Origin of the sequence: Mycobacterium genavense ATCC 51234 (genome assembly GCF_000526915.1) — a bacterium.
GTDB lineage: Bacteria > Actinomycetota > Actinomycetes > Mycobacteriales > Mycobacteriaceae > Mycobacterium > Mycobacterium genavense.
The window spans coordinates 527805-550575 of the sequence record NZ_JAGZ01000001.1; the positions used below are offsets into that span (position 1 = coordinate 527805).

Here is a 22771-nt window from a genome sequence, read left to right on the forward strand (position 1 = left end):
GGGCCGTGGGATCTCGGCAAGAAGTCGCGAAAACGGCACGGGAATCGAGGCCGAAAGCTAGCATCGTTTAATGGCCGACGAGGCGCCCACCGGGAGGATCCTCGGTGGCCGCTTCACCGAATTTTTCGGCCCGCCTCTCTTGCCTGTGCACGGCGCTGCCGCCGAGTCTGGCTGTGTCCCAAGGCTATTGCGGTTGTGCGGTGCCGCATATTGCGGTTGGGCGCATTACCACACATTCGGCGTCGACGCACCGGGAAATCGGCAGACGGCGTGAAATTCATTTGTCCTTGACGCGCGCTCGGTGATCGATCTTGATCCGTTGGGTCGAGTGACTCCCGATTCCGCAGTTATCTGATCTTGATGACAGATTAATCCGATATTGATTGCGTGCGATCGATCTTGATGGTGGCCGAATTGGCAGAACTCTATTGCCGGACCGCCACTGGTTGCCGGGGTATTGAGCCGATCGTGGGCCGGCCGGTGTCATGCTCAGCCGGCCGATGCGATCGACCGGCTGAAGCCGTTGAAGTCAGCCGACGGTTCGCCGATCGGATGGGCCTGGTGGGCCGGGTAACCGGGCAGGGGAGTTTGGCTCGTCGGTGCTGGTAGAGGCGCTAATTAGTGGGCGGAGTAGTGATAGCCCAGCTTGGTCTGGCCGTCGGACGGAGAGTCGCAGGTGGAGCACTTGATTCCGCTGGCGTTGCCGGCGCACTCGCTGAAGCAACCGATGTTGCCGAGGCCGAAAACGAGCATGAATGCACCAATCATCGCCGCAACTATTAGCGCTATTGTCTGCATTTCACCCTCCCGCTGCAAACCTAATGATTTCCGCCCGGAGTACCCACAAACCGAAGACAACGAATCCGCCAAAATCAAGAAACTCTACCGACTTTGGCGTCGATCAATGGCAACCAAATAACGTCTTGATAAATCCGCAAGTCTGTCCACATTCAAAAATCCATACCTCCGGGTTTGACGCTCTGCCAAATTCCGCAATATGTAATTCTCGAGGTCTGCGTCCAGTCGCGAACGCATACCTGCAGGCTCTTTTTGGCCAGAGAGTTACAACTGTCGGCATGTAGAGCGTGCTGGGAGGCCGGTGGGTGAGCGTGCGGCGCAATTTCCCAATGCGCCGTGTTGGTGAAGTGCGTACGGCGCGTCGGGTGCATACGCTCCGGCTAAAGGTGCAGGCTTAGGCCTGTCACCAGCCGGGAGGGGGAGCCGACGGTGTCCGACATCAACATCGATGTGGAGCAGTTGACGAGTTCGGGACGGCAGGTGAGCGGTCAAGCCGAGGACCTGGCGGCGGGGTTCCTGGCGGCCGATAACCGGATCGAGGCGGCGCAATACGGTTGGGCCGGCATGTCGTCGATGGCGCTGAGCGCCCGGGTGGCTCGCTGGCTGCCGGTGTCGCAGGCGTTGGTGGGTCGGGTCGGGGAGCACGGGTTCGCGCTGCAAGACGCCGCGGTCGCGCATGCAGCGGCCGAGGCGCAACGGGCACAGGCCCTTGCCGAGGTCGCTGCCCGGGCCGGCGCGGTCAGCGGGCGCGGCTGAGACCCGTGGGGCATGACCTTGTCGGTCGCAGACATTGACCGGTGGAACGCCGAAGCGGTCCGCGAGGTGTTTCACGCGGCCTCCGCCCGCTCGCAGAGCGCCGAGCGCGCCTCCCGCGAATTGGCGACGCTTTCGGTGTTCGCCATGTGGGAGGGGGCATCCCGCGACGCCGCCGCACACCAGAACGCCGGGATTCGGCAAGACCTCGACGCGCACGGGAACGAGGCGCTCGCGGTCGCCCGGGCCGCCGAGCAGGCCGCCGGCGGGATCGACAAGGTCAAGGCCGGAACTCGCGACGCTGCGTGCGGACGCGGCCGCCGCTCGGCTACAGGTCGATGCGGCGACCAGTCAGGTGGTGGCGATTCCCCAATTGCGATACACCGCACTCGAATGGGCGTCGATGCAGACGCGGCGCGCCGACCTGCAGACTCGTTTGAACGCGATCGTGGCCGAGGCCAACGGCGTGGACCAGCAGTTGGCGACCGCGATCGACATGGCCGACAGCGACGCGCCCATTCCGCCCAGGCCCCACGACAACCGGCCGGAGGTGCAGCGAGCCCTGGAACGGCGGTTGCCGCAGGACCCCCGGCAGTTCGCCGACCTGTGGAACAAGCTGACACCGGAGGAGAAGGACTGGCTCTATGGCCAGGACCACAACATCGGCAATCACCCCGGGATGCCGTGGGACCCCCCGGACCATCGCGGTAAGGACTACTACAACCGGCTTCACCTGCCCGAGTTGGCGCAGCAGGCGCAGGCCGATATCGACCGGCTGCAGCACCGGGTCGACGAACTGGCGGCGCGGATCTACATGGGCGATCACAGCGAGGAGACGACCGGCGCATACAACGCGCTGCGCCGCAGTTGCTGGCGGCCCGGCATAGCCGCGACAGCTACCACGCGGTGCAGACCGCGCTGGATCGCAACGACGGCGTGCGCCGCTACCTGGGCCTGATCGACAACCGGGGCCACGGGGCGGTGGCCATCGGTAATCCCGACTACGCCAAGCGCAATGCGATCCTGGTGCCCGGCACCGGCCAGGACCTTGCGGCCTTCGAAGGCAGCGATCTGAAATCGCTGGCGATGTACAACTCCGCGATCGTGGCCGATCCGGGGTTGCGGGCGGGTGATGTCGCGGTGACGACCTGGATGGGCTACGACCGTCCGGTAGATCTCTTCGAGGCGGCGTGGCCCGATCGGGCCCGGGCGGGTGCCGGCGCGATAAACGCGTTCGAGAGCGGGCAGCGGGCGTCGCACGTCGGGTCGCCGTCGGTCGACACGGTGATCGGGCACAGTTACGGTTCCACGTTGGTCGGTGCGGCCGCCTCGGGCGGGCATCATCTCGACGCCGACAACGTCATCGCGGTCGGCAGCCCCGGAATGCTCGTCGAGCATGCCGGCGACCTGAGCCTGGATCCCGGCGCGAATGTCTATGCCATGCGGGCCCGCAATGACATCATCGAGTTGGTGACCGACATGACGCTGGGACACGATCCCACGGCCGACGATTTCGGTGCGACGCGGCTGTTCGCGGCTGCCGGGCCGAGCAGCGACCCGTTGGGGCTGACGCCCAGCGTTGCCGCGCACAGCAGCTATTGGAGCGAGGGAAATCCGGCGCTGCTCAACCTGGGTGCCGTGATCGCCGGCGTTCCGCCGCCGCGGGCCGGCACCGGGGGAGGCTTAGCATCATGAGCCGCTTGAGGGTTGTTGGCGCCGCGTCGGTCGTCATGCTCGTAATCGCCTGCAGCCACGACCGCGCCCTGGGGCCGCAAACGCCAACCGGCGCCACTCCGCTGGGAGGACCATCCATGGAAGCAACACCACCGCCCCCGCCCGGATACAAGCTCGAGCCCGTTGTGCCGAAAACCCAACAGCAGGACCAGGATACGGTGATCGGCTACCTGAAGAAGACGTTGCAGGCGTTGGGGCCCGGGACGACGCTGGACGCCAGCCGCTACAGCGGCGGTGGTACTGTGCATCCGTGCAAGGATGTCGAAACCTGGACGCCGCCAATGGAATTCGCCACCAACGGTGACCGTATCATGCCGCCGGGCACCGACACCAACACCATCGTCGCCAAGGCCGGTGACATCTGGAAGAGCTGGGGCTGGCAAGTGTACGAGCGCGACGGCTTCTACAAGCCCCACCGGTTCGGCTACGCCCCCGACGGTTACATCCTGCAGATCATCGCCCGATATCAACCTGGCGATGCCCCTACGCTGCAAGGGATTTCGCCGTGCTTTCCCGCCGACCTGCCCGCCGAGCGCAGCCCGTTCCCGACGATCCTGACCGGTTAGCGTGGTGCCAGTGTCGCTGTCTTACGGCAGACCGAGTTTGGTTGCCTTCATGTCGAGATAGGGGTTGGGCCATGCCTGGGTCGACGCCGGTGGCTTTGGACGCCGCCTGCGTGCCCTCGTCGCGGCGATGCGCAATGACATGGTGGCGCTCGGTGGGTGCTAGCGCATCGAACCACGTATCGAGCCTTCGACGGTCCTCCTCGAGCTTTGCCACCACCGATCCATCGAGCTTCCAAGTCGAGGAACCGCTCCACTGTGTTTCCTCTACGACCTCTTGCTGCTGCATCCCGTGCTGTTTGACTTGGGCGAGAATGCGTTCAACGAACGCAGATATCAGCGATTGACGCGGGTTGTTCAGCAGGTTGACCCGGTCGTGCAGGTTGAGCGAATAAAACCACGACAGGTCTACGGGGTTGGGCATGGTTGAACGGTAGCCGACGGTTTCGTCTCGGGTCGCGATCACGCTTTCGTTAGCTCGCTGAGGGCGAAATGGTTTGCATGCCACGGGGACTCGCAACTCCCTTACGACCAGCGAGAAATTCACGGCAACCATTCACTCTTCCGGTGGTAGCGGGCATGATCGTCGTATCCTGGGCGCTTCGCGGTGCCGGTATTGGGATTAAGCAGGGAGCGCGGAGATGTCCGCCCAGTGGTCGATGTGTTCCGCGTCCGTGGAGAGGTCGTTCGACCGCCTCGGATGTGGCGCAATGCGTCGAAGGTGTCCGCGTTTCGACGCATCGACAGACCACGACAGCGTGATTAGCAATTTGCTTCGTCCAGACGCAGATTGTTTGGCACACGGTGGCCGTAAAGGCTGAGAGCCAGCTGAGATGCGATTTTACGCTCTTGAGCGAACAAACGTGCGATGGGCCCACGCGTCGTGGTGGCACTAATTGAGAGATTCTCGTATCTTGTTGCGGAAAGCGAGTTGCCGATGTTGACCACACGGGGTCACTACGACCGCGGCGGCGTGGATGCCGCCCGGCGGTCCATCCTTGCTTCTCGTAACCGGTTTTGGCGTACGTCCGACATGGACACAGTGCCATCGACTACACAGCGGTTGCTGGCCGAACTGGTGGCACAGGGCGAATTGCGCCACATCCGTAAGGGCCTGTACTGGCGCGGCATCAAGACTCCGCTGGGTATGGCACTCCCCACGCCTCAAACATTGGCTACCGAACTTGCCGGGCAAAACGGCATCGGCCCAGCGGGACTGTCCGCCGCCAATGCACTAAGACTGTCCACCCAGATTCCCCGCCGCGCGGAGTTCGCCGTAGTGGGCCGCCCACCGACGGACGGCCCAACAGTGCATTTCGTGGACCGTTCGGCTCGGCGCGGTCGCGCAGAGCGGGCACTGAGCCCCACCGAGGTGGCGACTTTGGAAGTGCTCGACGGGTGGGACAGGGTGATCGAGATCGGTCCTGACGAGGCGATGGAGCGGCTAACCGAACTGATAACTTCCGGCGCCATCGACCCCGACCGCCTTGCCGGAGCCAGTGGCACAGAATTCGGTTCCGCACGTGCACGGCTGCGCCACCTGCTGCACCGTGCGGGGCGCGCGGATCTCGCAGACACGATGTCGGCGGCCGACCCGCGGGTTGAGGCCAAGGCTCTAGCCGGTCTGGTCCCCGTCTAGCGTGGCACTTTGGCGCGCCGACGATCCAGAGGTTTTCGCGGCCACCGTCGTTGCTGCAGCTGAACAGCTCGGCGTGCAACCCCTCGCAGTCGAGAAGGATGACTGGGTCTGTGAGGTGCTGCGCGCGATCGTCGCCACCCACCGTGACGTGATCATATTCAAGGGCGGCACCAGCCTAGAGAAGCTACGCATTATTCAACGCTTCTCCGAGGATCTCGATCTCCTAGTGCTGGGCGATTACGCCAACTTTCGTGCTGTCAAGCGAGCGATGAAGGGCATGTTGGACACGGCGGCATTAGCGATCGGACAACAGCACCGCGATCGGAAGTCGGCCGGCGAACTGGGAACTGCCAGGCAAGCGGCTTGGCTGGACCTACCCCTCACCCAGAGCGACCAATCAGGCGGACTGGCCGATCCCAAATCTGTTCTAGTCGAACTGGGTCAAACCGGCGGACCAAAACCGGCGCTCGTAACGCAAGTCGAGTCACTGTTGTACCGCGAACTGGCCGCGACGGACCTTGCCGGCCAGTGGGATGACCTGCGGCCGTTCGAAGTGACCGTCCTGCACCCGGGCCGCACACTCATCGAAAAACTTTTGCGGGTCAGACAATTTCGTCGACCCGGCAAAACGCGGCACCGCGTACGGGCTAGCCCGTATCGGTCGCCAGTTTTACGACATCTGGGCGCTACTCGGGGATGCTTCTGTCACGGCCCTGCTCGCTGACAGCGAAACCGTCGGCGACATCCTCGCCAGTGTCTTCGAGGTATCGGAGGCTTTCGGCGGCGATCATCCAATACCCGATGGAGGTTTCGCGGCCTCGGAGGCGTTTAACCCAAGCGGTGAATTTGCGAAAGACCTTCGCCGAGAGCACGAGATCGCAATGAATTCGTTCCACTACGGCACCGAACGGCCAACGTTCGATGACGTGCTCAGTCGTGTCCATTCGCTGTCGGATCTACTTAACCCCTAAGCGGTGCCGAACAGTGTGTGCTGCGCAAGTGTCACGGTGCGTTTCTTCGCCGCGATGTACGGCCCGAAGGTCGCGTACCTGAGGGCGTCTCTTGGCGAGTAAGCCTGCATCGGTGAGGTGCAGAAGGGGGTAATTCTGTCCGGCCGCAGGATGAGTGAATACGTCTCCGTGACTTCTTTGTTGGTGGGTAGCGCGGCGCGACACGCGCGTCTCCGGGAACAGTGCGTCGGCGAGGCTGACGCTGATGTGACGCTCGGCGCAGTCGTGGGCGAACTGCTCACCGCTGGCCGACACTCGACATTGAACCGGGCCGGGATTCGACGCGGCGCGCTACACGTTCGAGGCGGCCGATCTGTCAGCTCATCGAGGTCAAGAGCCCGAATTTTTTGACTGAAACCACCTCTACCTGCATCAACGTGGTGCGCGATACTGGGATTGAACCAGTGACCTCTTCCGTGTCAGGGAAGCGCTCTCCCGCTGAGCTAATCGCGCTGGGAGAAAAAATTGGAGGTGGAGACGGGAATCGAACCCGTGTGCACGGCTTTGCAGGCCGTTGCCTCACCACTCGGCCACTCCACCGCTGGGGTTGATGCCGCTTGCACCTTCGAGCGGATGACGGGATTCGAACCCGCGACCCTCACCTTGGCAAGGTGATGCGCTACCAACTGCGCTACATCCGCGTGCAACGAGCGAGATCGTCGCCCGGTGCGAAGGACGACGATAGTCCACCCACGCGGGCACACACAAATCCCTTGGCGCGTTGTCGCTCTAGGTTATAGCGCAGCCGCCGGGGGCGCATGAGGCGGGATCTGCGACGCTGGTTTCGTGCTAGTCTTCTCCCTCGTTCGCCTCTCGGCGCCGGTCCCGTGGCTCAGTGGAAGAGCGTCCGCTTCACACGCGGAAGGTCGCTGGTTCGATCCCAGCCGGGACCACTCACTATTTGCATGACGGCTGGCCCGGCCTGGGCTCGCGGTCGCGATGCCCACAACTCGTCAGCGGACCCGTTTCGACCAGCTGATTCGCCCCGCGCCCCCGACCGCGAATCATTTGCTGGGGCGTCGGCTCGGAGGTATAAAAAGCGTCGTGATGACGTCCGCAGCGCCGCGTCGCATCGGGTAACGCGATGGCCGGGGTGTATCGAGACGTCATTGCCGTCCCCGGCGCCCGGGCACTGATCGGGGCTAGTGCCGCCTCGGAAATCGGCAACTGGTTGTACAACGCCGCGCTGCTCGGCTACGTGTACAGCGCGACCCACTCGGCCGCCTGGGTCGGCGCCGCAACCGTCTGCCGTCTTTCCCGTTGGTCTTGCTCGGCCCGTTCGGCGGGATCATCGCCGACCGCTACCGGCGGCGCACCGTACTGCTGGCCGGCGACTCCCTGCGCATGCTGCTCATGGCTGCCCTTGCGGTGACGGTGGCCAGTACCGGCCCGGTGACACTGGTTATCGCGTTGACCACCCTGGCGTCGGCCGCCGCCTGCGCCGAGAGGCCGGCCGCGCTGGCGATCCTGCCCCGCTTGGTCGGGGAGACGCGGCTCGGCCCGGCGATCGGAGCGATCTTGCTCACCGTGGCTCCCGCCTGGATCGCGTTCCTGGCGAACGGCGTCACGTTCGCGGTCTCTGCGTTGTTGATCGCGACCATTCATCCCGATCCGGCTCCGGTCGGCGAGCATGCGTCGGGACGTCGGCTGGCCGGCGGGCTGCGGACGGTGCACGCGACTCCGTTCGCGTGGTTGCTGATCATGACTGTGGCGATGGTGGAATTCACCTACGGAGCCCAGACCGTGCAGCTCGTCGTCTACGCCACGCAGTCGCTCGGGCTCGGAAGCGGCGGCTACGGTGTCCTGCTGACGGCGGCGGGCGCCGGCGGGCTGGTGAGCGCGCTCGTCAACGGCCGCTTGTCCGTCAGCAGACAGGTATCGGTGATCGTCGTCGTCACCGGTTTGCTGGCGTGCGCCTCCCAGCTGGCGTACGCCGGCACGCAGGTGCTGACGCTTGCGCTGGCGGTGACGGTAATCGCCAACGCCGCGCTGGTCTCGTGCGAGGTCGTCGGCGAGACGACGTTGGCGCGCATCGCCCCCCCCCCCCCCCCCGCGACGCGCTCGGACGCGTGATCGGGATCTTCGACGCTGTCGGCATTGCCGGGATGATCGCCGGCGCAGTCCTGGCGTCGGTTCTGCTGACGTTGACCTCACTGCGGGCCAGCCTGCTGATCCTCGGCGCCGCCGCCGTGCTGATCACCCTGCTGTGCGGCCTTGGCCTGCGCGGACTCGACGCGCTCACCTCCAGGATCAACGTCCTGCAAGGTCTTCCCGTCACGGCCGGAGCGCCGCGGATCGTCTTGGAGCAGCTGGCCGCGGCCGCACAGTTCTGCCCGCTGCCACCGGGGGTCGACGTCGTGGTTCAGGGAGCCCCGGCGCACGCGTTCTACGCCGTCGTAGCGGGACGCGTCGTGGTGCACCGGGACGGCAGGGCCGTCGTGCATCTAGGTCCGGGTGACAGCTTCGGTGAACGCGGCCTGCTCGACCAGGTGCCTCGAAACGCCACCGTTACCACCGAGATGGACACGACGTTGCTCCGGGTGGAAGGCGATGTGCTGCTCTACGCTCTCGAGGCCGCGCCGAGCCTGCGACCCGCGCTGGATCTCAGCAGCACCGCGCCTGGAGTGCAGGTCCCGCCCGGCGAAACCGCCTTGGTGGACGACCCGCGCTGGAGCGAGGCGTGAGCCTCGACGGGCCCACCGTGGTCGTCGTCGGTGCCGGCTACGAGGGCAAGCGCCGCTGCTATGAGCGGCTCGTCGAACTCGGCGCACGCCTGGTGATCGTCGACGAGCCGGGACACTGGTCCGAGTCGCTCGCCGACCAAAGCGCCGAAATACATTGGGTGGCAGCGTCATTCAGCGGGGACCCCAATGTCGACGCCGCCGCGACGCTTGCCGTCTTGGAGCGTTCGGGCGTTCGCGCCGATGGTGTCCTGACGTTCTGGGAGGACCGGGTGTGCGACGCGGCGCGCGTGGCGGCGGCGCTGGGGTTGCCGGGCAACCCACCCGAGGCGGTCGACGCGGCGCGCAGCAAGGTCCGCACCCGGGAGCTGTCCGCGCGGCTCGGGCTGCCCACACCGGCAGCTCAGCGGGTCCGATCCTTGGATGAGCTGTTTGCCGCCGCCGCGGCGGTGGGGTTTCCCGCCGTCGTGAAACCGGAGTTCGGCGCGAGCGCATTGGGCTGCATCAGAGTCGACGACTTCGATTCGCTGCCAGGGGTGTACCACCGCGTTCGTGCCATCGTCACCCCCGAGCACGATGCGATATTCCGCGCCGGCAACGACCTGGTCCTGGAGCAGTACCTGGACGGCGTGGAGTTCGACGTCGACCTCGTCTTGCAGGACGGCACCTGCGTGTTCGCCAGCGTGTCGCAGAACTGGCCGACGGCCGAGCCCTCGTTCCAGGAGACCGGCCTGCACATCCCGCCGGACCACAACAAAGCGGCCGTGCGCAAACTCGTCGACCTGAGCGTGCGAACGGTTAAATCGTTCGGGTTCCGCCGCGGGGTGCTGCACGTGGAGGGCAAGTGCACCGGTAGCGGCCCCCGCGTGATCGAGGTGAACGCTTGGATGGGGGCACGAGGATCCACCAGATGGTCGAGGCGGTGTGGGGCGTCGACCTGATCGAAGCCCAGCTTCGTAGCTGCCTGGACCTGCCCCAGGCGATCAAGCCGAGCCGTAAGCCCCGGTGTGCGGTTGTCAACGCGATCGTCTATGCCCCCGCCACCGGCCGCCTGGCGCAGCTGCCGTTCGCCGACGTTGCTCCCGATGCCGGCATGGGAGTCGAGCTGGACGTCTTTGGCCAGATCGGGCAGGACGTCGCCGGTCCCGACAACATCTTCGCGACGGCGCTGGCCGAGCTGACGATCAGCGGCAAGAACCTGCGGCACGCACGGTCGCGGGCCGCCCGGGTCTTACGCGACCCACCGCGAGTGCTCCCCACCTGAACCGCGGCCCGGATCGCACGGCATTTCCCCAAATCTCGGAGCGGCTAAGGAAATTCACGCGCTGCACAGCCGCGACCGCCGTTGCCCAAGCATCGATGCCGGGCAACCTGGGTCTTCACAGCGCTCCGCAATGCTGTACAGTTCTGAACTACCCAACTATGGAACTCAAGTTCCGTCAGCGGGTGCGATCCGGTACGTCGACCTCGAGGCGCGCCGCTCGGCGGTGGCCGTCAGAGGAGGTGGTGCGGGTTGTATCAACTGTTCAAGAAGGCGTGGATACCGCTGCTGCTGGTCGTCGTTGTCGCGCTCGGCGGATATGTGGTGTTGCGGGTCCGTGCCAGCTTCGGAGCCAACGCTCACGCGGCAAGCGCCGACGCAAACGCCCAAGACACCAAGCCGTTCAACCCCAAACACATCACCTACGAGGTGACGGCCCCGTCGGGCGGCACTGTCAGCGTCAACTACCTCGATGAAAACGGGCAACCCCACCTTGTCGAAAACGCGCCGCTGCCATGATCGTACACCATCGTGACCACCCTGCCGTCGATGTCGGCCAACATCGTCGCCCAGGGTGACACCGGCATCCGCCAGCTTCGATGCCGGGTCATCGTCGACGGCCAAGTCCGCGACGACCGCAGCCTCGACGAATACCAACCCTTCATCTACTGCTTGGTGAAATCCGTATGAGCAACGAGCCCGGCTCTCGTTCCCGCATCGCCCGCCTGATCCGCGTCCTGGCGGTGCCGATCATCCTGTTCTGGCTTCTCGTCGCGCTCGGCACCACCCTGCTCACCCCGGGGCTCGGCGAGGTGGCGGGCAAGCACTCGGTGCCCATGACTCCGCGGGACGCGACCGCGTTCAAAGACATGATGAACATCGGCCACAAGTTCCAGGAGTTCGACACCGACTCCTTGGCGATGGTCGTGCTGGAAGGCGACGACAAGCTGGGCGACAGCGCGCACGTCTTCTACAACAAGATCGTCGATAAGCTCAAGGCCAGCAAGCATGTTCAGTTCCTCCAGGATTTCTGGAGTGACCCGCTGACCGCCGCCGGCTCCCAGAGCCCGGACGGCAAGGCCGCCTACGTCCAGGTCTTCCTCGACGGCGCGCAGGGCGCCACCCCCTCCCACGCGTCGGTCGCCGCGCTGCGCAAGATCGTCGCCGAGGTCCCGCCGCCGCCGGGCGTCAAGGTCTACGTAGCCGGCAACACCGCGCTCAATACCGACACACTGGTCGCCGCGCACAACAGCATGGACCTGATGACGCTGATCACGATCGGCGTGATCTTCGTGATGCTGCTGATCATCTATCGCTCGCTGAAGAACGCGATCCTGGCGTTGATACTGGTCCGCTTCGAGCTCTATGCCGCCGAAGGCATCGTGGCGACCGCGGGCAATCTGGACATCATCGGGCTGACCCCGTACGCCGTCAGCATGGTCACGATGCTGACCATCGCCACGGGCACCGACTATTTCATCTTCCTGTTGGGCCGCTATCACGAGGCCCGATCCCGTGGCGAAGACAAAGAGCAGGCGTACTACAGCGCCTACAACGGCGTCGTGCACGTCATCCTGGGATCGGGTCTCACGATCGTGGGCGCCTGCCTGTGCCTGACCGCGACCAAGCTGCCCTACTTCCAGACCATAGGCATCGCGTGCGCCATCGCCTTGGTGGTGACGATGCTGGCGGGCGTGACGCTGGCTCCCGCGTTGCTCGCGGTCGCGTCCAGGTTCGGTTTCTTCGATCCGAAACGTCAAGTGTCGGAACGGGGTTGGCGCCGAGTCGGCACCATGGTGACGAGGTGGCCGGTGCCGATCATCGTCGTGGCGTCCTTCGTCGCGGTGATCGGCTTCGTCAGCCTTACGACCTATGTCCCGACGTACAACGACAAGAAATTCACCCCGCCGGACATCGCGGCCAACGTCGCGCAGACGGCGGCCGAGCGGCATTTCACCCCGGCGCACATGAATCCCGAATTGTTGATGGTCGAAGCCGACCATGATCTGCGCGACCCGGCGGACATGCTGATCATCGACCGAATCGCCAAGACGGTCTTCCATTAACGCGGCATCGGCCGGGTGCAAACCAGCACCCGCCGCTGGGCGCGCCGATCGAGCACAGCTCGATCCCGTTCGTGATCGCCATGAACAGCACCAGCACGCTCCAGACGGCCAAATTCATGAACGACAGCATGGCGTCGATGCTCGAGCACGCCGACGAGATGGGCAGAACGATCAGCGTCATGCAGCACATGTACGGCGTCATGCAGCAGATGACCGACACCACTCACGAGATGACCCGTGACATGCACGTCTTGCAGTCGGACATCGAGGGAGTGCGGCAGCACATCGCGGATTTCGAAGACACCTGGCGGCCGATTCGCTCATATTTTTATTGGGAGAAACACTGTTTCGACATCCCGGTCTGCTGGTCGTTGCGGTCGATCTTCGACACGCTCGACGACATCGACGTGATGGCCGACGACATCGGAAAGACAACCAAGGACATCGACACCCTGGACCGGTTGATGCCGCAACTGCTCGCCGACTTTCCCAAGACCATCGAGTCGATGCAACGAATGCGCGACTACATGCTGTCCACCCACAGCTCCATGGCCGGCATTCAGTGTCACATGCAAGAGAACGCCGAAGGCTCGACGATGATGGGCAACTACTTCGACCAGGCCAAGAACGACGACAGCTTCTATCCGCCGCCGGAGGTCTTCAAAAACCCCGACTTCAAGCGCGGACTGAAGATGTTCGTCTCGCCCGACGGTAAGGCGGTCCGGTTCATCATCACCCACCAGGGCGACCGCCTCGGTGGACGGCATCCGGCACGTCCAGGGCATCAAGCAGGCCGTCGCCGACGCGGTCAAGGGCACTCCGCTGGAGTCCGCGAAGGTCTCGCTGGCCGGCACCGCCTCGATGTACAGCGACATGCAGGACGGCGTGAAGATCGACCTGACGATCGCCGGCATCGCCGCGCTGATCCTGATCTTTTCGATCATGCTGCTGATCACCCGCAGCTTGGTGGCATCCCTGGTGATCGTCGGTACGGTGCTGGCGTCGCTGGGCACCGCGTGCGGTCTGTCCGTGCTGCTCTGGCAGGACATTCTCGGGGTGGGCCCGCAATGGATCGTGCTACCGCTGACGTTGATCATCCTGCTGGCCGTCGGGTCCGATTACAACCTGCTGCTGGTTTCCCGTCTGAAGGAAGAGATTCCAGCCGGCCTCAACACCGGCATCATCCGGGGCATGGGCGCTTCCGGCCGGGTGGTGACCGCGGCCGGCCTGATATTTGCGGCGACAATGGCGTCGATGATCGTCAGCAACCTGGTGGTGATCGGGCAGTTCGGCACCGCGATCGGGATGGGCCTGCTCGTCGACACGTTCATCGTGCGGGCCTTCATGACCCCGGCGATCGCGGCCGCGCTGGGCCGCTGGTTCTGGTGGCCGTTGGACACCTTCAAGATGAGGAAGAACGACCAACAGCCGGAGAGCGCTACCGCTCCCATCCCGCGCCTGACCACGGTGTAGCGCAGATGAGTGAGATGGAGTTGAAGCTTCGTCAACGCACCGTTGGCAAGCTGGATCGTTCCCGCGATCCCGCGATCCTCAACGCCGCTATTGCCGCACTGACCGAGAACGGCTACGACGCCACCAATATGGACGACATCGCCGCGCGCGCCGACGTCGGCAAGGCCGCGATCTACCGACGCTGGTCGTCGAAGGCGGCGTTGATCACCGACGTTCTTCTCTACTGACGCCCCGATCTGCGCAACCATGACGTCCCCGACTCCGGCAGTTTGGCCGGCGACATGGAAGCGTTGATCGAGCGCGCCGCACGCAACGACAGCGAGTCGATCACCAACGACCTGGTGCTCCGCGTCGCCCTGGAGGGCGCCCGTGACCCCCAGATCGCCGAGGCTCTCGGCGATCTGATGCTGGTCAAGGGCACCCCGCATCATGTCGACGATCCTGGCGCGCGCCGCCGCCCGCGGGGAGATCGCCGCCGACCGCGACTGGTCCCTAGTCGCCGACGTGCTCAACGCCATGTGCCTGCAGCGAGTGCTCAACGGGCAAAGCGTCGACGCGGAGTTCATCCGCCAGGTCATCGACACAATCGTGTTGCCCGCCCTGGGTATCGAGCGCTGAGTTCATGAGGCCCGGCGTGGACCGATGACCCCCTCGGTCCACGCCCGGTCCTCGGTGTAGAGCGCCTCACCGTCGTGCGGCACGCGCTTGCTCTTGGTGCCCTCTTGACCGTGGCCGGCGGGCGCGGCGCCCATCGGAATGCCTATGCCGCCGCCTTTGTTCAGCGCCGAGTACGCGGCCGGGATCGGGATACCCTCGCCCGTGACGGCCGGGCCGGGGCGGGACGTCGTCGCGGAATCCGCCGGACCCGCGAGGGCAGTTTGGGCATCGACGGCAGACCGGCCCCGCCCGATGCCGGCTTGAGTCCCGGCCCCTTGGGCCGGTCGGGCACCACCTTGAGGTTTTTCTTCGAGGCGCTGGCCGACTGCGGATCGGTTGGCATCCCAGGCGTCGCGCCCATCGGCAGCCAAAATCCCTACCGCACAATGTGTTTGCGAAAGGCGACCAATTAATTCGAAATGTCCTTGGTGGCAACCGTTTTCACAGCTAGGCCTCATGAAAGTCGCACTAATCGCTGCTAAGGTTGTCGGTATTGTGCGAACTCGGTCTAGGACTGCAACTCGGCGACGGTCCATCGTCGCGCTTGTTGCCGTGCTTTCCTTGTTCGCAGCTGCCCACGGTTATTGGGTTTTGCGTGCCGAGATCTCGACTGACGTATCCCCGCCGTCGGCGACGGCGTTGCTCAACCCAACCTCCAGCCCGGCGCAGCTGACGGACCACTCCGCGACGCCGGGTCAGGTCCATTCCGTCTCGAACTTCCACCACGGCAAGACAATCAAGAACGCGGGATTAAGGCGCAACCGACCGCCGACCTTCACGTCGTGGGCGTCCCCGCCGAGCTCTTCGACGCCCGTGGGCTTATCGCCGGCATGGCCGGTGCCGGCAGTGCGCGCGCACCCGCGAATGTTCATGCCTGCCCAAATCTTTTGACCCAGCTCTGCGTATCCCGGCGCTGATCGATACCCGCCAGCACCGTGATTAGGGCTGGTGCGCCGATACCCGGTAATCCGCGTTAGGCAGCCCGACCCTGCGCGGTCGTTCGAGTGCCCTCGCCTCGGCTGCACGGCGCCGGTCGGCAGCCTGGGCGCTAGCTCGCATACCTCATTGAATGACGCCATGTCCGTCCTTGGCTCATGTACTAGCGGCCTCGGCGAACTCTGAGGGTCTCGCCACGGCTCGGTAGCCAACACGCGCGCCAATGTGCGTGTCGCCGTTGCCATTCCAGTGGCCCCCGCGACATGGCGCAGTACCGAAAGGATTTCAAAGTGGATTTCGGGGCATTACCTCCGGAGATCAACTCGGCCCGAATGTACACGGGCCCGGGGCCTTCGACGCTTCTCGCCGCCTCCGGCGCCTGGGAGGCACTGGCGGCCGAATTGGACGCTGCGGCAACCGGCTATCAGTCGGTGATCACCAACCTGATCGACGGATCGTGGCTGGGGCCCTCGTCGATGTCCATGGCGAGCGCCGTCGCGCCCTACCTGCTGTGGATGCGGCAGACCGCCGCCCAGTGCGAAAACGCGGCAAGGCAGGCGACTTTGGCCGTGGCCGCCTACGGGGAGGCGTTTGCGCTGACGGTGCCGCCACCGACGGTAGCGGCCGACCGGATACAGCTGGCGACGTTGGTCAGCACCAACCTGCTAGGCCAGAACACGCCGGCGATCATGGCCACCGAGGCGGCCTACAGCGAAATGTGGGTGCAGGACGCGACGGCGATGTATGGATACGCGGCCAATTCCGCGGCCGCCTCCACCCTGGCGCCGTTCACACCGGCCCCGCATACGACAAACCCGGCGACGACCGCCGGCCAGGCCATCGAGTTGGCCCAGGCACCACTCGGCGAGCTGGCGAGCCTGACCAGCGAAGGTGTCAGTCACACCGCCGGCGCCGGAATGAGAGCCCTCTCCGGCTTGGCCGCAGGCACCGCAAAGGAGGCCAGCGGGGACACGGCCGGCTTGACCTCCGACGTGGCCGACCTGGGTTCCGACGCCGCGGGGCTGGGCGCCGAGGGCGGCGGAATCGGGATGGATCTCTACGGCATGTCGCTAGATCTGCAAGGCGCGGATTCGATGCTGGGCATCGGCGGTGCGGGTGTAGATGGTCTCGGAAATCTCGGCGGTCTCACGGCCGTACCCGCACTGGGCACCCGGGTAACGGCAATGATGGGTCGGGCGGCGCCGCTTGGTGCCTTGTCGGCGCCGCCCAGTTGGGTCCATGCCGTGTCTTCGGGCGTGCCGCTGTCCGCCGGTAACGCAGCCCCACCGGCCCGATGGGGCGCGACGCGGTCGCCGTCGTCGCCGGACATCGCCGTGTCCAACCTGCCGATGGGTGCCATGGTCGAACGGGAGTCGGCCACCTCGGCGCGTCGGATGGGCCACCGACCTCGGGTGGTTCCCCGCTCACCGGTGGCCGGGTGATGCGCGTGCTCCGTGACGACACAATGAGAGAACACCAGTGCCAGACCCAACACCCACAGGAGCAGACGATGAGTAACCAGGAAGGGATCGGCATCCTGAAACTCGAGTGCCCGCAAAGCCATCCCGTCGGCGGAATTCTCAAGGAAGCCCCGCACCAGCAGGTCGTCTACGATCCGGGGTTCCAGGTCGGGCCGCGCCGATTCTGGCCGGACGAACAGGATCAGCCGCGGTTCACCATCCGCTGCCCCCAATGCGACCGCGCCGTGGGAGACGACTCGACGACCCTGCAGGACAAGCATCGCAACCTGGTCATGAGCATGTCGGAGACCAGCCAGGTCGCCACCCTGCCGTTCGTCTGACGCCCCTCGCGCATACTGTAAGAGTTTCAGTAGCGAGCCCGCGGCGCCCGTCTGGACGGCGCCGACTCGGAAGGAGCCCCGTGACGCTAGACCCCGACGACACCGCTGCCACCGGACGGGGATTGGCTGGGCACCCCGTATCTGCGGTTCGAGCGCCAGGGGCCGATCGCGGTGTGCACCATCAACCGTCCCGAGGCGCGCAACGCCTTTACACCCGCGAAGTACTTCGGAATCCGTTACGACGTCGGCCTTGTCAACGGGGACCCCGGGCTGGCCGGGCTGTTGATCACCGGCACCAGGGGCGTCTTCGCGCCGGGCGGTGACATGACCGGCGGGGGAGGCGCCGACGACTGGATCACCTTCGGCGCCGCACTCGGGATGGACGTCACCCCGTTCGACGCCGTGCGGACCTCGGCCAAGCCGATCGTCGCCGCGGTCAACGGGCTATGCCAGGGCGGCGGCATGCAGATCGCGCTGTGCAGCGACGTGTCGGTGGTGAGCGAGCGTGCGACGTTCCGCGTTCCCGAGCTGTTCCGCGGCTACGCCGACATCTACTACAGCCAGATGCTGCTGCGTCTGGTCGGACCGGTACGCACCCGCGACCTAACGTTCACCGGCCGGGTGCTCACCGCGGCCGAAGCGCTGGACTGGGGCCTGGTGACCAGGGTGGTGCCGCACGACGACCTGCTGGCCACCGCCCGCGACCTGCTCGCGCAAAGCTGCCGGATCGCGCCCCGCGCCCGCAATGTCATCAAGTCCAGCATCGACAACTACCTGGGCCTCTACGACCGCATCGGGATGACCAGCAGCCTGATGGACGCCGAGGCGCGTGAGGGCGTGCGGGCCTTCAAGGAGCGACGCTCGCCGGACTGGGTGCATCCGGAGTTGCGAACCGACGGCCGCCTGAAAGACGGTCTAGGTCAGGTCGATCCACTCGCCGTGCGGGGCGGAGCGCAGCAGCCGTTTGATTCCGGCCTGGTCGAATGCCGCGGCCAGTTCACCCGGGCCCTCGGTGAAGTGGCCCCAGCCGTCGACGTGGGCCGCGATCACCACCTTGGCGCCGAGGACTTCGGCGGCCGCGGCGGCACGCGCCGAGGTGAGCGTCAGCGGACGTCCGCGCTCTTTGGTCGGCACGCTCGCGGCCCCCGCGAACAGCACCGCGACGTCGATCTCGCCGATCCGGTCGGCCACCTCGCCGACCGCACCCATCGATGCGTTGTCCCCGCTGAGATAGACGGTGGGCAGGCCGGGCCCGTACAACACGAATCCCGTGACCTCGCAGTTGACGTGCCCCTCCATGTCGCGCACGCCGTCGGCCGGACCATGCACGGCCGGAACAGCTTGCGCCGCAACACGTCCCAAGCCGCCCGGAAGGTAGAAGGACTGCCACGGTTTCAGCCCCACCGCCGTCGCGCCGAAGCGGCCGGCGGCGCCCGGGTTGGTGACGATCAACGGCGCCACCTCGGCGAATCGGCGGCCGGCGGTGTCCAGATTGTCGGGATGCTGGTCGTGGCTGATCAGCACCACGTCGACCTGCCCCAAGTCCTCGGCGCTGACTGCCGGGCCGGTGAGCTTCGTCAGGTAGTCATGCGGGCCCGGGGGGTCGAACGTCGGATCCATCACGATCCTGCGGCCCGCGATATCGATGACCGTCGTCGGCCCACCCAGCACGGCGATCGAGTTATCCCGTCGCTTCGCCTCTACTGCCTCGCCCATGTCGCCCCTGATGCACTAGCGGAGAAATCGATCGGGTCCAAAGCAGGCTATAACATCGCCGGTCGGCGGGTCGCGCTGACTTCGCCTTCCCTCGGGGTATCGGGCCGGATGCGCCGCCTGCTCATCACACCTTGCGGGCGCGATCCTTCCAATACGGTTCGCGGAGCTGGTTTTTCAGGATCTTGCCGCTGGCATTGCGGGGCAGCTCGTCGACGAAGTCGACCGTCCGCGGGCACTTGTAACCGGCCAGCTGGGTGCGGCAGAAGGCGATGATCTCGGCGGGGTCCAGCTCGGTGCCGGCCACGACGATCGCCTTGACCGATTCGCCCCACTGATCGTCGGGCACGCCGATGATCGCCGCGTCCGCGATTCCGGGATGTTCGAAAAGCACGCTTTCCACCTCGGGCCCGTACACGTTCTCACCGCCGGTGATGATCATGTCCTTCAGCCGGTCCTCGATGTAGAGGTAGCCGTCGGCGTCGAGGCGGCCGACGTCGCCGGTGCGCAGCCAGTCGTCGGCGGTGATGGTGTCGGCGGTGGCTTCCGGCCGATTCAGGTAGCCGATCATGCGCTGATTGCTGCGAACCCAGATCTCACCGGACTCGCCGTGCGGCAGCTGCTCACCCGTCTCGGGGTCGACGATGCGAATCTCGTTGCCCTGAGCGGCTTTTCCGGCCGACACGAGTAGTTCGGGCCGGCTGGAGTCGCGATGGTCGTCGGCGTCCAGCGCGCAGATCGCGCCGCACAGCTCCGTCTGTCCGTACACCTGCACGAAGTTCATCTCCGGCTAGGCGGCGAGCGCGCGCTGCAGCAGCGGCACCGGCATGGGTGCGGCCCCGTAGACCAGGTAGCGCAGGCCCGACAGCGCGGCGGTCGCCGCCGCACCGGCGTCCAGGAACCGGTCGATCACCGGCGGGACGAAAAAGGCATGTGTGGCACCGGCTTTCACGGCACCGATGACTGTCGCGGCCTCGGGCTCGCGGGTCAGGAACGTCGGGACACCCGCCCGGATGCCGAAGAACGCATACGCGATACCGCCCACGTGGAACAAGGGCATGGCCACCAAGTTGGCGTCTCCCTGCGAAAACGGAAACGGCGCAGACAGATTCACAGCTGAACACCCTTTGGGCGGCCGGTGGTGCCCGAGCTGTAGATCGTGATGGCCGCATCGGTGTCGGCGACGTCGGGATCGACCTCGGCGGGAGACGCCGCGGCGACCAGGGTTTCGTACTCGTCGTCGGAGCCGCCCACCACGATGACGCGCTGCACGCCGGGGACTTTCGCGCGGATCGCGTCGACCGCGGGCGCCAGCTCGGCGCCGACGACGAGAACCCGCGTGCCGCTGTCGGCGAGGACGTGGACGAGTTCGTCGCCGATCACCCGCCAGTTGACGATCGTGGTTACCGCGCCGATCGAGGTGGCTGCCAGCAGTGTTTCCAAACAGGCGGGGTGGTTCTTGTCCAGGAACGCCACCACCTCGCCGCGCCGCAGGCCGGTGTCCCGCAGCACTGTGGCCGCCTGACGAATCCGCGCCGCCCACTGCGCCCACGACCACTGCCGCTCCCCGAAACGGATCGCGACGTCGTCGGGTCGCCGCGCCGCGTGCTGGTCGACCATCCCGACCAGCGTCTCCGTCGTACCGATGCTGACGTCGGCTGGTGGCATTGCTTTTCTCCGCTCATCGATGCTCGTGGATTTCCCGGGTCACTGCAGCCAAGGCTAGTCACCCTGTCCACGACGGTGTGCTGAGAGTGCGGGCCTCCATCCTGGTAGTAACGCGGTCGTGACCGAAAGCCGCCCTACGGACAGTCGATCCTCGGGGCTTCGGAGCGCATCAACTTCGCGGTGTGAACGGCGTAATCACGCGGTGGCCAACGTGATTCGTGACCGGTAGGGATCGGTGAAAGGCAGCCAGTCCTCGTCCAGATCGAGCACTTCCGCGTCGGCCGTCAACGCGTCGATCACCCCACGCACGGTTTCGCGGTTTTCGACGCGGCGCCACAGCAGCGATTACGTCCAAAAGGGTGCGGGCGGGGTGATCGGACGCTGCACGAGATCTGCCGGCAGCGTCGCGGTTTGGGCCTTGGGCGAGGCGAGCATCGGCCGGCCCAGCCGGCGAACATGTTCGAAAAACATTGGGGCCGCCAGGCCACCGTCGCTGATCCGCACCGTGCGGGCACCTGTCTCCCTGGCGAACTGCTCGCCGTATCGGTTCCAGGAGAACCAGCTGCCGGAGTCGGCGTCGAGCAACATCACCGCGTCACAGGCGTCGACCGGCGAGGGGTCCGAGCCGACGCTGACGGCGTAGAGCTGTTCGGCGCCAATGAGATGCGCGCTGAGACCATGCCGGTCCAGGTCGGCGGTCCGCACCCCGCAGATCGCCAGATCGACGCCGCCCTCGGCGACCCGGGCGACCTGGGCGTGCGACGGCAGCACCCACGTGTCGATGTGCACCTTGGCGACCGCGGAGGTCCGGTCGGTCAGGTCGGGCGGCAGCCACTGCGCATAGCCGATCCGCACGGGTTCGGCCAGCGACAGCCCGATTGCCGATCGGCGCAACTGATCTGCCTGATCCAGTAGCGTGCGGGCCGACGGAAGCAACGCCGCGCCCGTTGCTGTCAGGGTGACCGAGCGCCGGTCGCGATCGAACAACCGCACCCGCAGATCCCGCTCGAGGACCTTGATCTGCTGGGACAGCGACGGTCCGGCAATGCATAGACGCTTCACGGCGCGACCGAAATTCAGCTCTTCGGCGACCGCTGCGAAATAACGAAGATGACGCAACTCCACGTTTGAAAATGTTAGTGCGGCACTGGGAGTCACGGCCTAGCAGAATCGCGATGACAACATGTGTAACCATTGCTGGGCAAACCCCGCACGAAGGAATCAACTCATGGTCAATGTTGATCGCGCCCGTCATCGCACATTCGTCGTAACGGGGGCGGCGTCCGGCATCGGCCTGGCTACCGCGCGCCGCCTGGTAGCCGAAGGCGGCACCGTGATCGGCGCCGATCTGGAATCACCGCCCGACGTGGGGCCCGACTTCCATTTCGTGGCGGCCGACGTCACCGACGAGGCGGCCATCGACCAGGTGCTGGCCGCCGTGCCCGGCCGTCTCGACGGCGTCTTCCACGCCGCCGGTGTCGCGGGCGGTGGACCGGTCCATCTGCTCGACCGCGCGGAGTGGGATCGGGTGATCGGGATCAACCTCACCGGCACCTTACCTGGTCGCCAAGGCGGCCCTGGCCAAGATGATCCAGCAGGACAGGGTCGACGGCGAACGCGGCTCCATCGTGACCGTCGCCAGCATCGAGGGATTGGAAGGCACCGCGGGCGGCAGCTCCTACAACGCGGCCAAGGGCGGAGTTGTGCTGCTCACCAAGAACATTGCGCTCGACTACGGTCCGAGCGGCATCCGGGCGAACGTCATCTGTCCCGGCTTCATCGATACACCGATGGCCCAAAGCGTTTTCGGCTTGCCGGGAATGGAAGGCCCGCTGGCCTCGATCACCTCCGAGCATGCGCTGCAACGGCTCGGCCGGCCGGACGAGGTCGCGGCGATGGCGGCGTTCCTGTTGTCGCTCGACGGGTCGTTCGTCACCGGCCAGGCGATCGCCGTCGACGGCGGCTACACCGCCGGTCGCGATCACGGTGTCGTCAAACTATTCGGCTTTCCCGAGTAG

Annotated in this window: 17 protein-coding genes, 4 tRNA genes and 7 pseudogenes; 18 read left to right on the plus strand and 10 right to left on the minus strand. The window is 65.7% G+C overall.

The genetic code is table 11. From position 1 onward, the window contains the following. Positions 1-618 precede the first annotated feature (618 nt). On the minus strand, positions 619-753 hold the full coding sequence (locus T428_RS35250; RefSeq protein WP_281173617.1) for a hypothetical protein: 135 nt from the start codon (positions 751-753) through the stop codon (positions 619-621). A gap of 474 nt (positions 754-1227) precedes the next feature. Between T428_RS35250 and T428_RS0102600 the strand changes: the two genes are divergently transcribed. The 6 genes and pseudogenes from T428_RS0102600 to T428_RS31575 all read left to right on the plus strand — a co-directional run bounded on the left by T428_RS0102600 (position 1228) and on the right by T428_RS31575 (position 6211). Continuing rightward, positions 1228-1554, plus strand: a complete 327-nt coding sequence (locus T428_RS0102600; protein ID WP_245604703.1) for a WXG100 family type VII secretion target — start codon at positions 1228-1230, stop codon at positions 1552-1554. 12 nt (positions 1555-1566) lie between these two features. Next, a pseudogene (locus T428_RS35615) lies at positions 1567-2074 on the plus strand (hypothetical protein); the annotation flags it as partial. A 383-nt stretch (positions 2075-2457) separates the two neighbouring features. Next, the gene (locus T428_RS0102610; protein ID WP_025735249.1) at positions 2458-3246 is read left to right on the plus strand and encodes an alpha/beta hydrolase; all 789 of its coding nucleotides are present in this window, start codon (positions 2458-2460) and stop codon (positions 3244-3246) included. A 116-nt stretch (positions 3247-3362) separates the two neighbouring features. Continuing rightward, a complete protein-coding gene (locus T428_RS25195) occupies positions 3363-3851 on the plus strand; it encodes a hypothetical protein (RefSeq protein ID WP_245604708.1) in 489 nt (162 codons plus the stop codon). 1060 nt (positions 3852-4911) lie between these two features. Beyond that, positions 4912-5487 carry a hypothetical protein gene (locus T428_RS0102620; RefSeq protein WP_245604710.1) on the plus strand — a complete coding sequence of 192 codons (576 nt, stop codon included), beginning with the start codon at positions 4912-4914 and terminating at the stop codon, positions 5485-5487. Between the two features lies 1 nt (position 5488). Continuing rightward, complete coding sequence (locus T428_RS31575; RefSeq protein ID WP_245604712.1) at positions 5489-6211, plus strand: nucleotidyl transferase AbiEii/AbiGii toxin family protein; 723 nt, start codon at positions 5489-5491, stop codon at positions 6209-6211. On the opposite strand, the gene T428_RS33925 is transcribed toward T428_RS31575, so the two are convergent. The 4 genes from T428_RS33925 to T428_RS0102645 form a co-directional block, all read right to left on the minus strand. Further along, positions 6174-6431, minus strand: a complete 258-nt coding sequence (locus tag T428_RS33925) for a hypothetical protein (protein ID WP_025735252.1) — start codon at positions 6429-6431, stop codon at positions 6174-6176. The two genes, T428_RS31575 and T428_RS33925, sit on opposite strands and share 38 nt — an antisense overlap. 444 nt (positions 6432-6875) lie before the next feature. Further along, a tRNA-Val gene (locus T428_RS0102635) sits at positions 6876-6950 on the minus strand. Positions 6951-6963: 13 nt separating this feature from the next. Next, a tRNA-Cys gene (locus T428_RS0102640) sits at positions 6964-7037 on the minus strand. A 28-nt stretch (positions 7038-7065) separates the two neighbouring features. Further along, positions 7066-7138, minus strand: a tRNA-Gly gene (locus tag T428_RS0102645). A gap of 180 nt (positions 7139-7318) precedes the next feature. Here T428_RS0102645 and T428_RS0102650 point away from each other — a divergent pair. The 8 genes and pseudogenes from T428_RS0102650 (at position 7319) to T428_RS25210 (ending at position 14596) form a co-directional block, all read left to right on the plus strand. Next, positions 7319-7390 (plus strand) — tRNA-Val (locus T428_RS0102650). A gap of 367 nt (positions 7391-7757) precedes the next feature. Continuing rightward, positions 7758-8570 carry an MFS transporter gene (locus tag T428_RS0102655; RefSeq protein WP_025735253.1) on the plus strand — a complete coding sequence of 271 codons (813 nt, stop codon included), beginning with the start codon at positions 7758-7760 and terminating at the stop codon, positions 8568-8570. Next, positions 8567-9181, plus strand: coding sequence for a cyclic nucleotide-binding domain-containing protein (locus tag T428_RS0102660; RefSeq protein ID WP_025735254.1), 615 nt, complete (start codon positions 8567-8569; stop codon positions 9179-9181). The genes T428_RS0102655 and T428_RS0102660 overlap by 4 nt, the downstream gene beginning before the upstream one ends. Beyond that, positions 9178-10119: an ATP-grasp domain-containing protein gene (locus T428_RS0102665; RefSeq protein ID WP_025735255.1), complete on the plus strand. Its 942-nt coding sequence runs from the start codon at positions 9178-9180 to the stop codon at positions 10117-10119. Before T428_RS0102660 ends, T428_RS0102665 begins: the two co-directional genes overlap by 4 nt. Further along, entirely contained in the window at positions 10089-10442 is a 354-nt protein-coding gene (locus tag T428_RS0102670) for a hypothetical protein (protein WP_025735256.1), read from the plus strand. The genes T428_RS0102665 and T428_RS0102670 overlap by 31 nt, the downstream gene beginning before the upstream one ends. A 249-nt stretch (positions 10443-10691) precedes the next feature. Continuing rightward, positions 10692-11129, plus strand: a pseudogene (locus tag T428_RS25200) (MmpS family transport accessory protein). Continuing rightward, positions 11126-13978 (plus strand): annotated as a pseudogene (locus tag T428_RS25205) (MMPL/RND family transporter). The pseudogenes T428_RS25200 and T428_RS25205 overlap by 4 nt, the downstream one beginning before the upstream one ends. Positions 13979-13983: 5 nt before the next feature. After that, a pseudogene (locus T428_RS25210) lies at positions 13984-14596 on the plus strand (TetR/AcrR family transcriptional regulator). Positions 14597-14598: 2 nt separating this feature from the next. On the opposite strand, the gene T428_RS33930 reads toward T428_RS25210, so the two are convergent. Together T428_RS33930 and T428_RS32535 are read right to left on the minus strand one after the other, a co-directional pair. Beyond that, positions 14599-14730, minus strand: a complete 132-nt coding sequence (locus T428_RS33930) for a hypothetical protein (protein ID WP_281173618.1) — start codon at positions 14728-14730, stop codon at positions 14599-14601. 600 nt (positions 14731-15330) lie between these two features. Further along, on the minus strand, positions 15331-15507 hold the full coding sequence (locus T428_RS32535) for a hypothetical protein (protein WP_156942824.1): 177 nt from the start codon (positions 15505-15507) through the stop codon (positions 15331-15333). 354 nt (positions 15508-15861) lie between these two features. Between T428_RS32535 and T428_RS0102700 the strand changes: the two genes are divergently transcribed. The 3 genes and pseudogenes from T428_RS0102700 to T428_RS31580 all read left to right on the plus strand — a co-directional run. Further along, complete coding sequence (locus tag T428_RS0102700) at positions 15862-17013, plus strand: PPE family protein (protein ID WP_025735258.1); 1152 nt, start codon at positions 15862-15864, stop codon at positions 17011-17013. A gap of 68 nt (positions 17014-17081) precedes the next feature. Further along, entirely contained in the window at positions 17082-17372 is a 291-nt protein-coding gene (locus tag T428_RS0102705) for a hypothetical protein (protein WP_025735259.1), read from the plus strand. Between the two features lie 105 nt (positions 17373-17477). Continuing rightward, a pseudogene (locus T428_RS31580) lies at positions 17478-18278 on the plus strand (enoyl-CoA hydratase/isomerase family protein); the annotation flags it as partial. Between the two features lie 9 nt (positions 18279-18287). Here T428_RS31580 and T428_RS0102715 read toward each other — a convergent pair. The 3 genes and pseudogenes from T428_RS0102715 to T428_RS35255 all read right to left on the minus strand — a co-directional run bounded on the left by T428_RS0102715 (position 18288) and on the right by T428_RS35255 (position 21911). After that, positions 18288-19088, minus strand: a complete 801-nt coding sequence (locus T428_RS0102715; RefSeq protein ID WP_025735261.1) for an MBL fold metallo-hydrolase — start codon at positions 19086-19088, stop codon at positions 18288-18290. A gap of 124 nt (positions 19089-19212) precedes the next feature. Beyond that, positions 19213-20753: pseudogene (locus T428_RS25215) on the minus strand (AMP-binding protein). A 345-nt stretch (positions 20754-21098) separates the two neighbouring features. Next, entirely contained in the window at positions 21099-21911 is an 813-nt protein-coding gene (locus T428_RS35255; RefSeq protein WP_342666139.1) for a LysR family transcriptional regulator, read from the minus strand. A 70-nt stretch (positions 21912-21981) separates the two neighbouring features. Between T428_RS35255 and T428_RS25225 the strand changes: the two are divergent. After that, positions 21982-22771 (plus strand): annotated as a pseudogene (locus T428_RS25225) (SDR family NAD(P)-dependent oxidoreductase).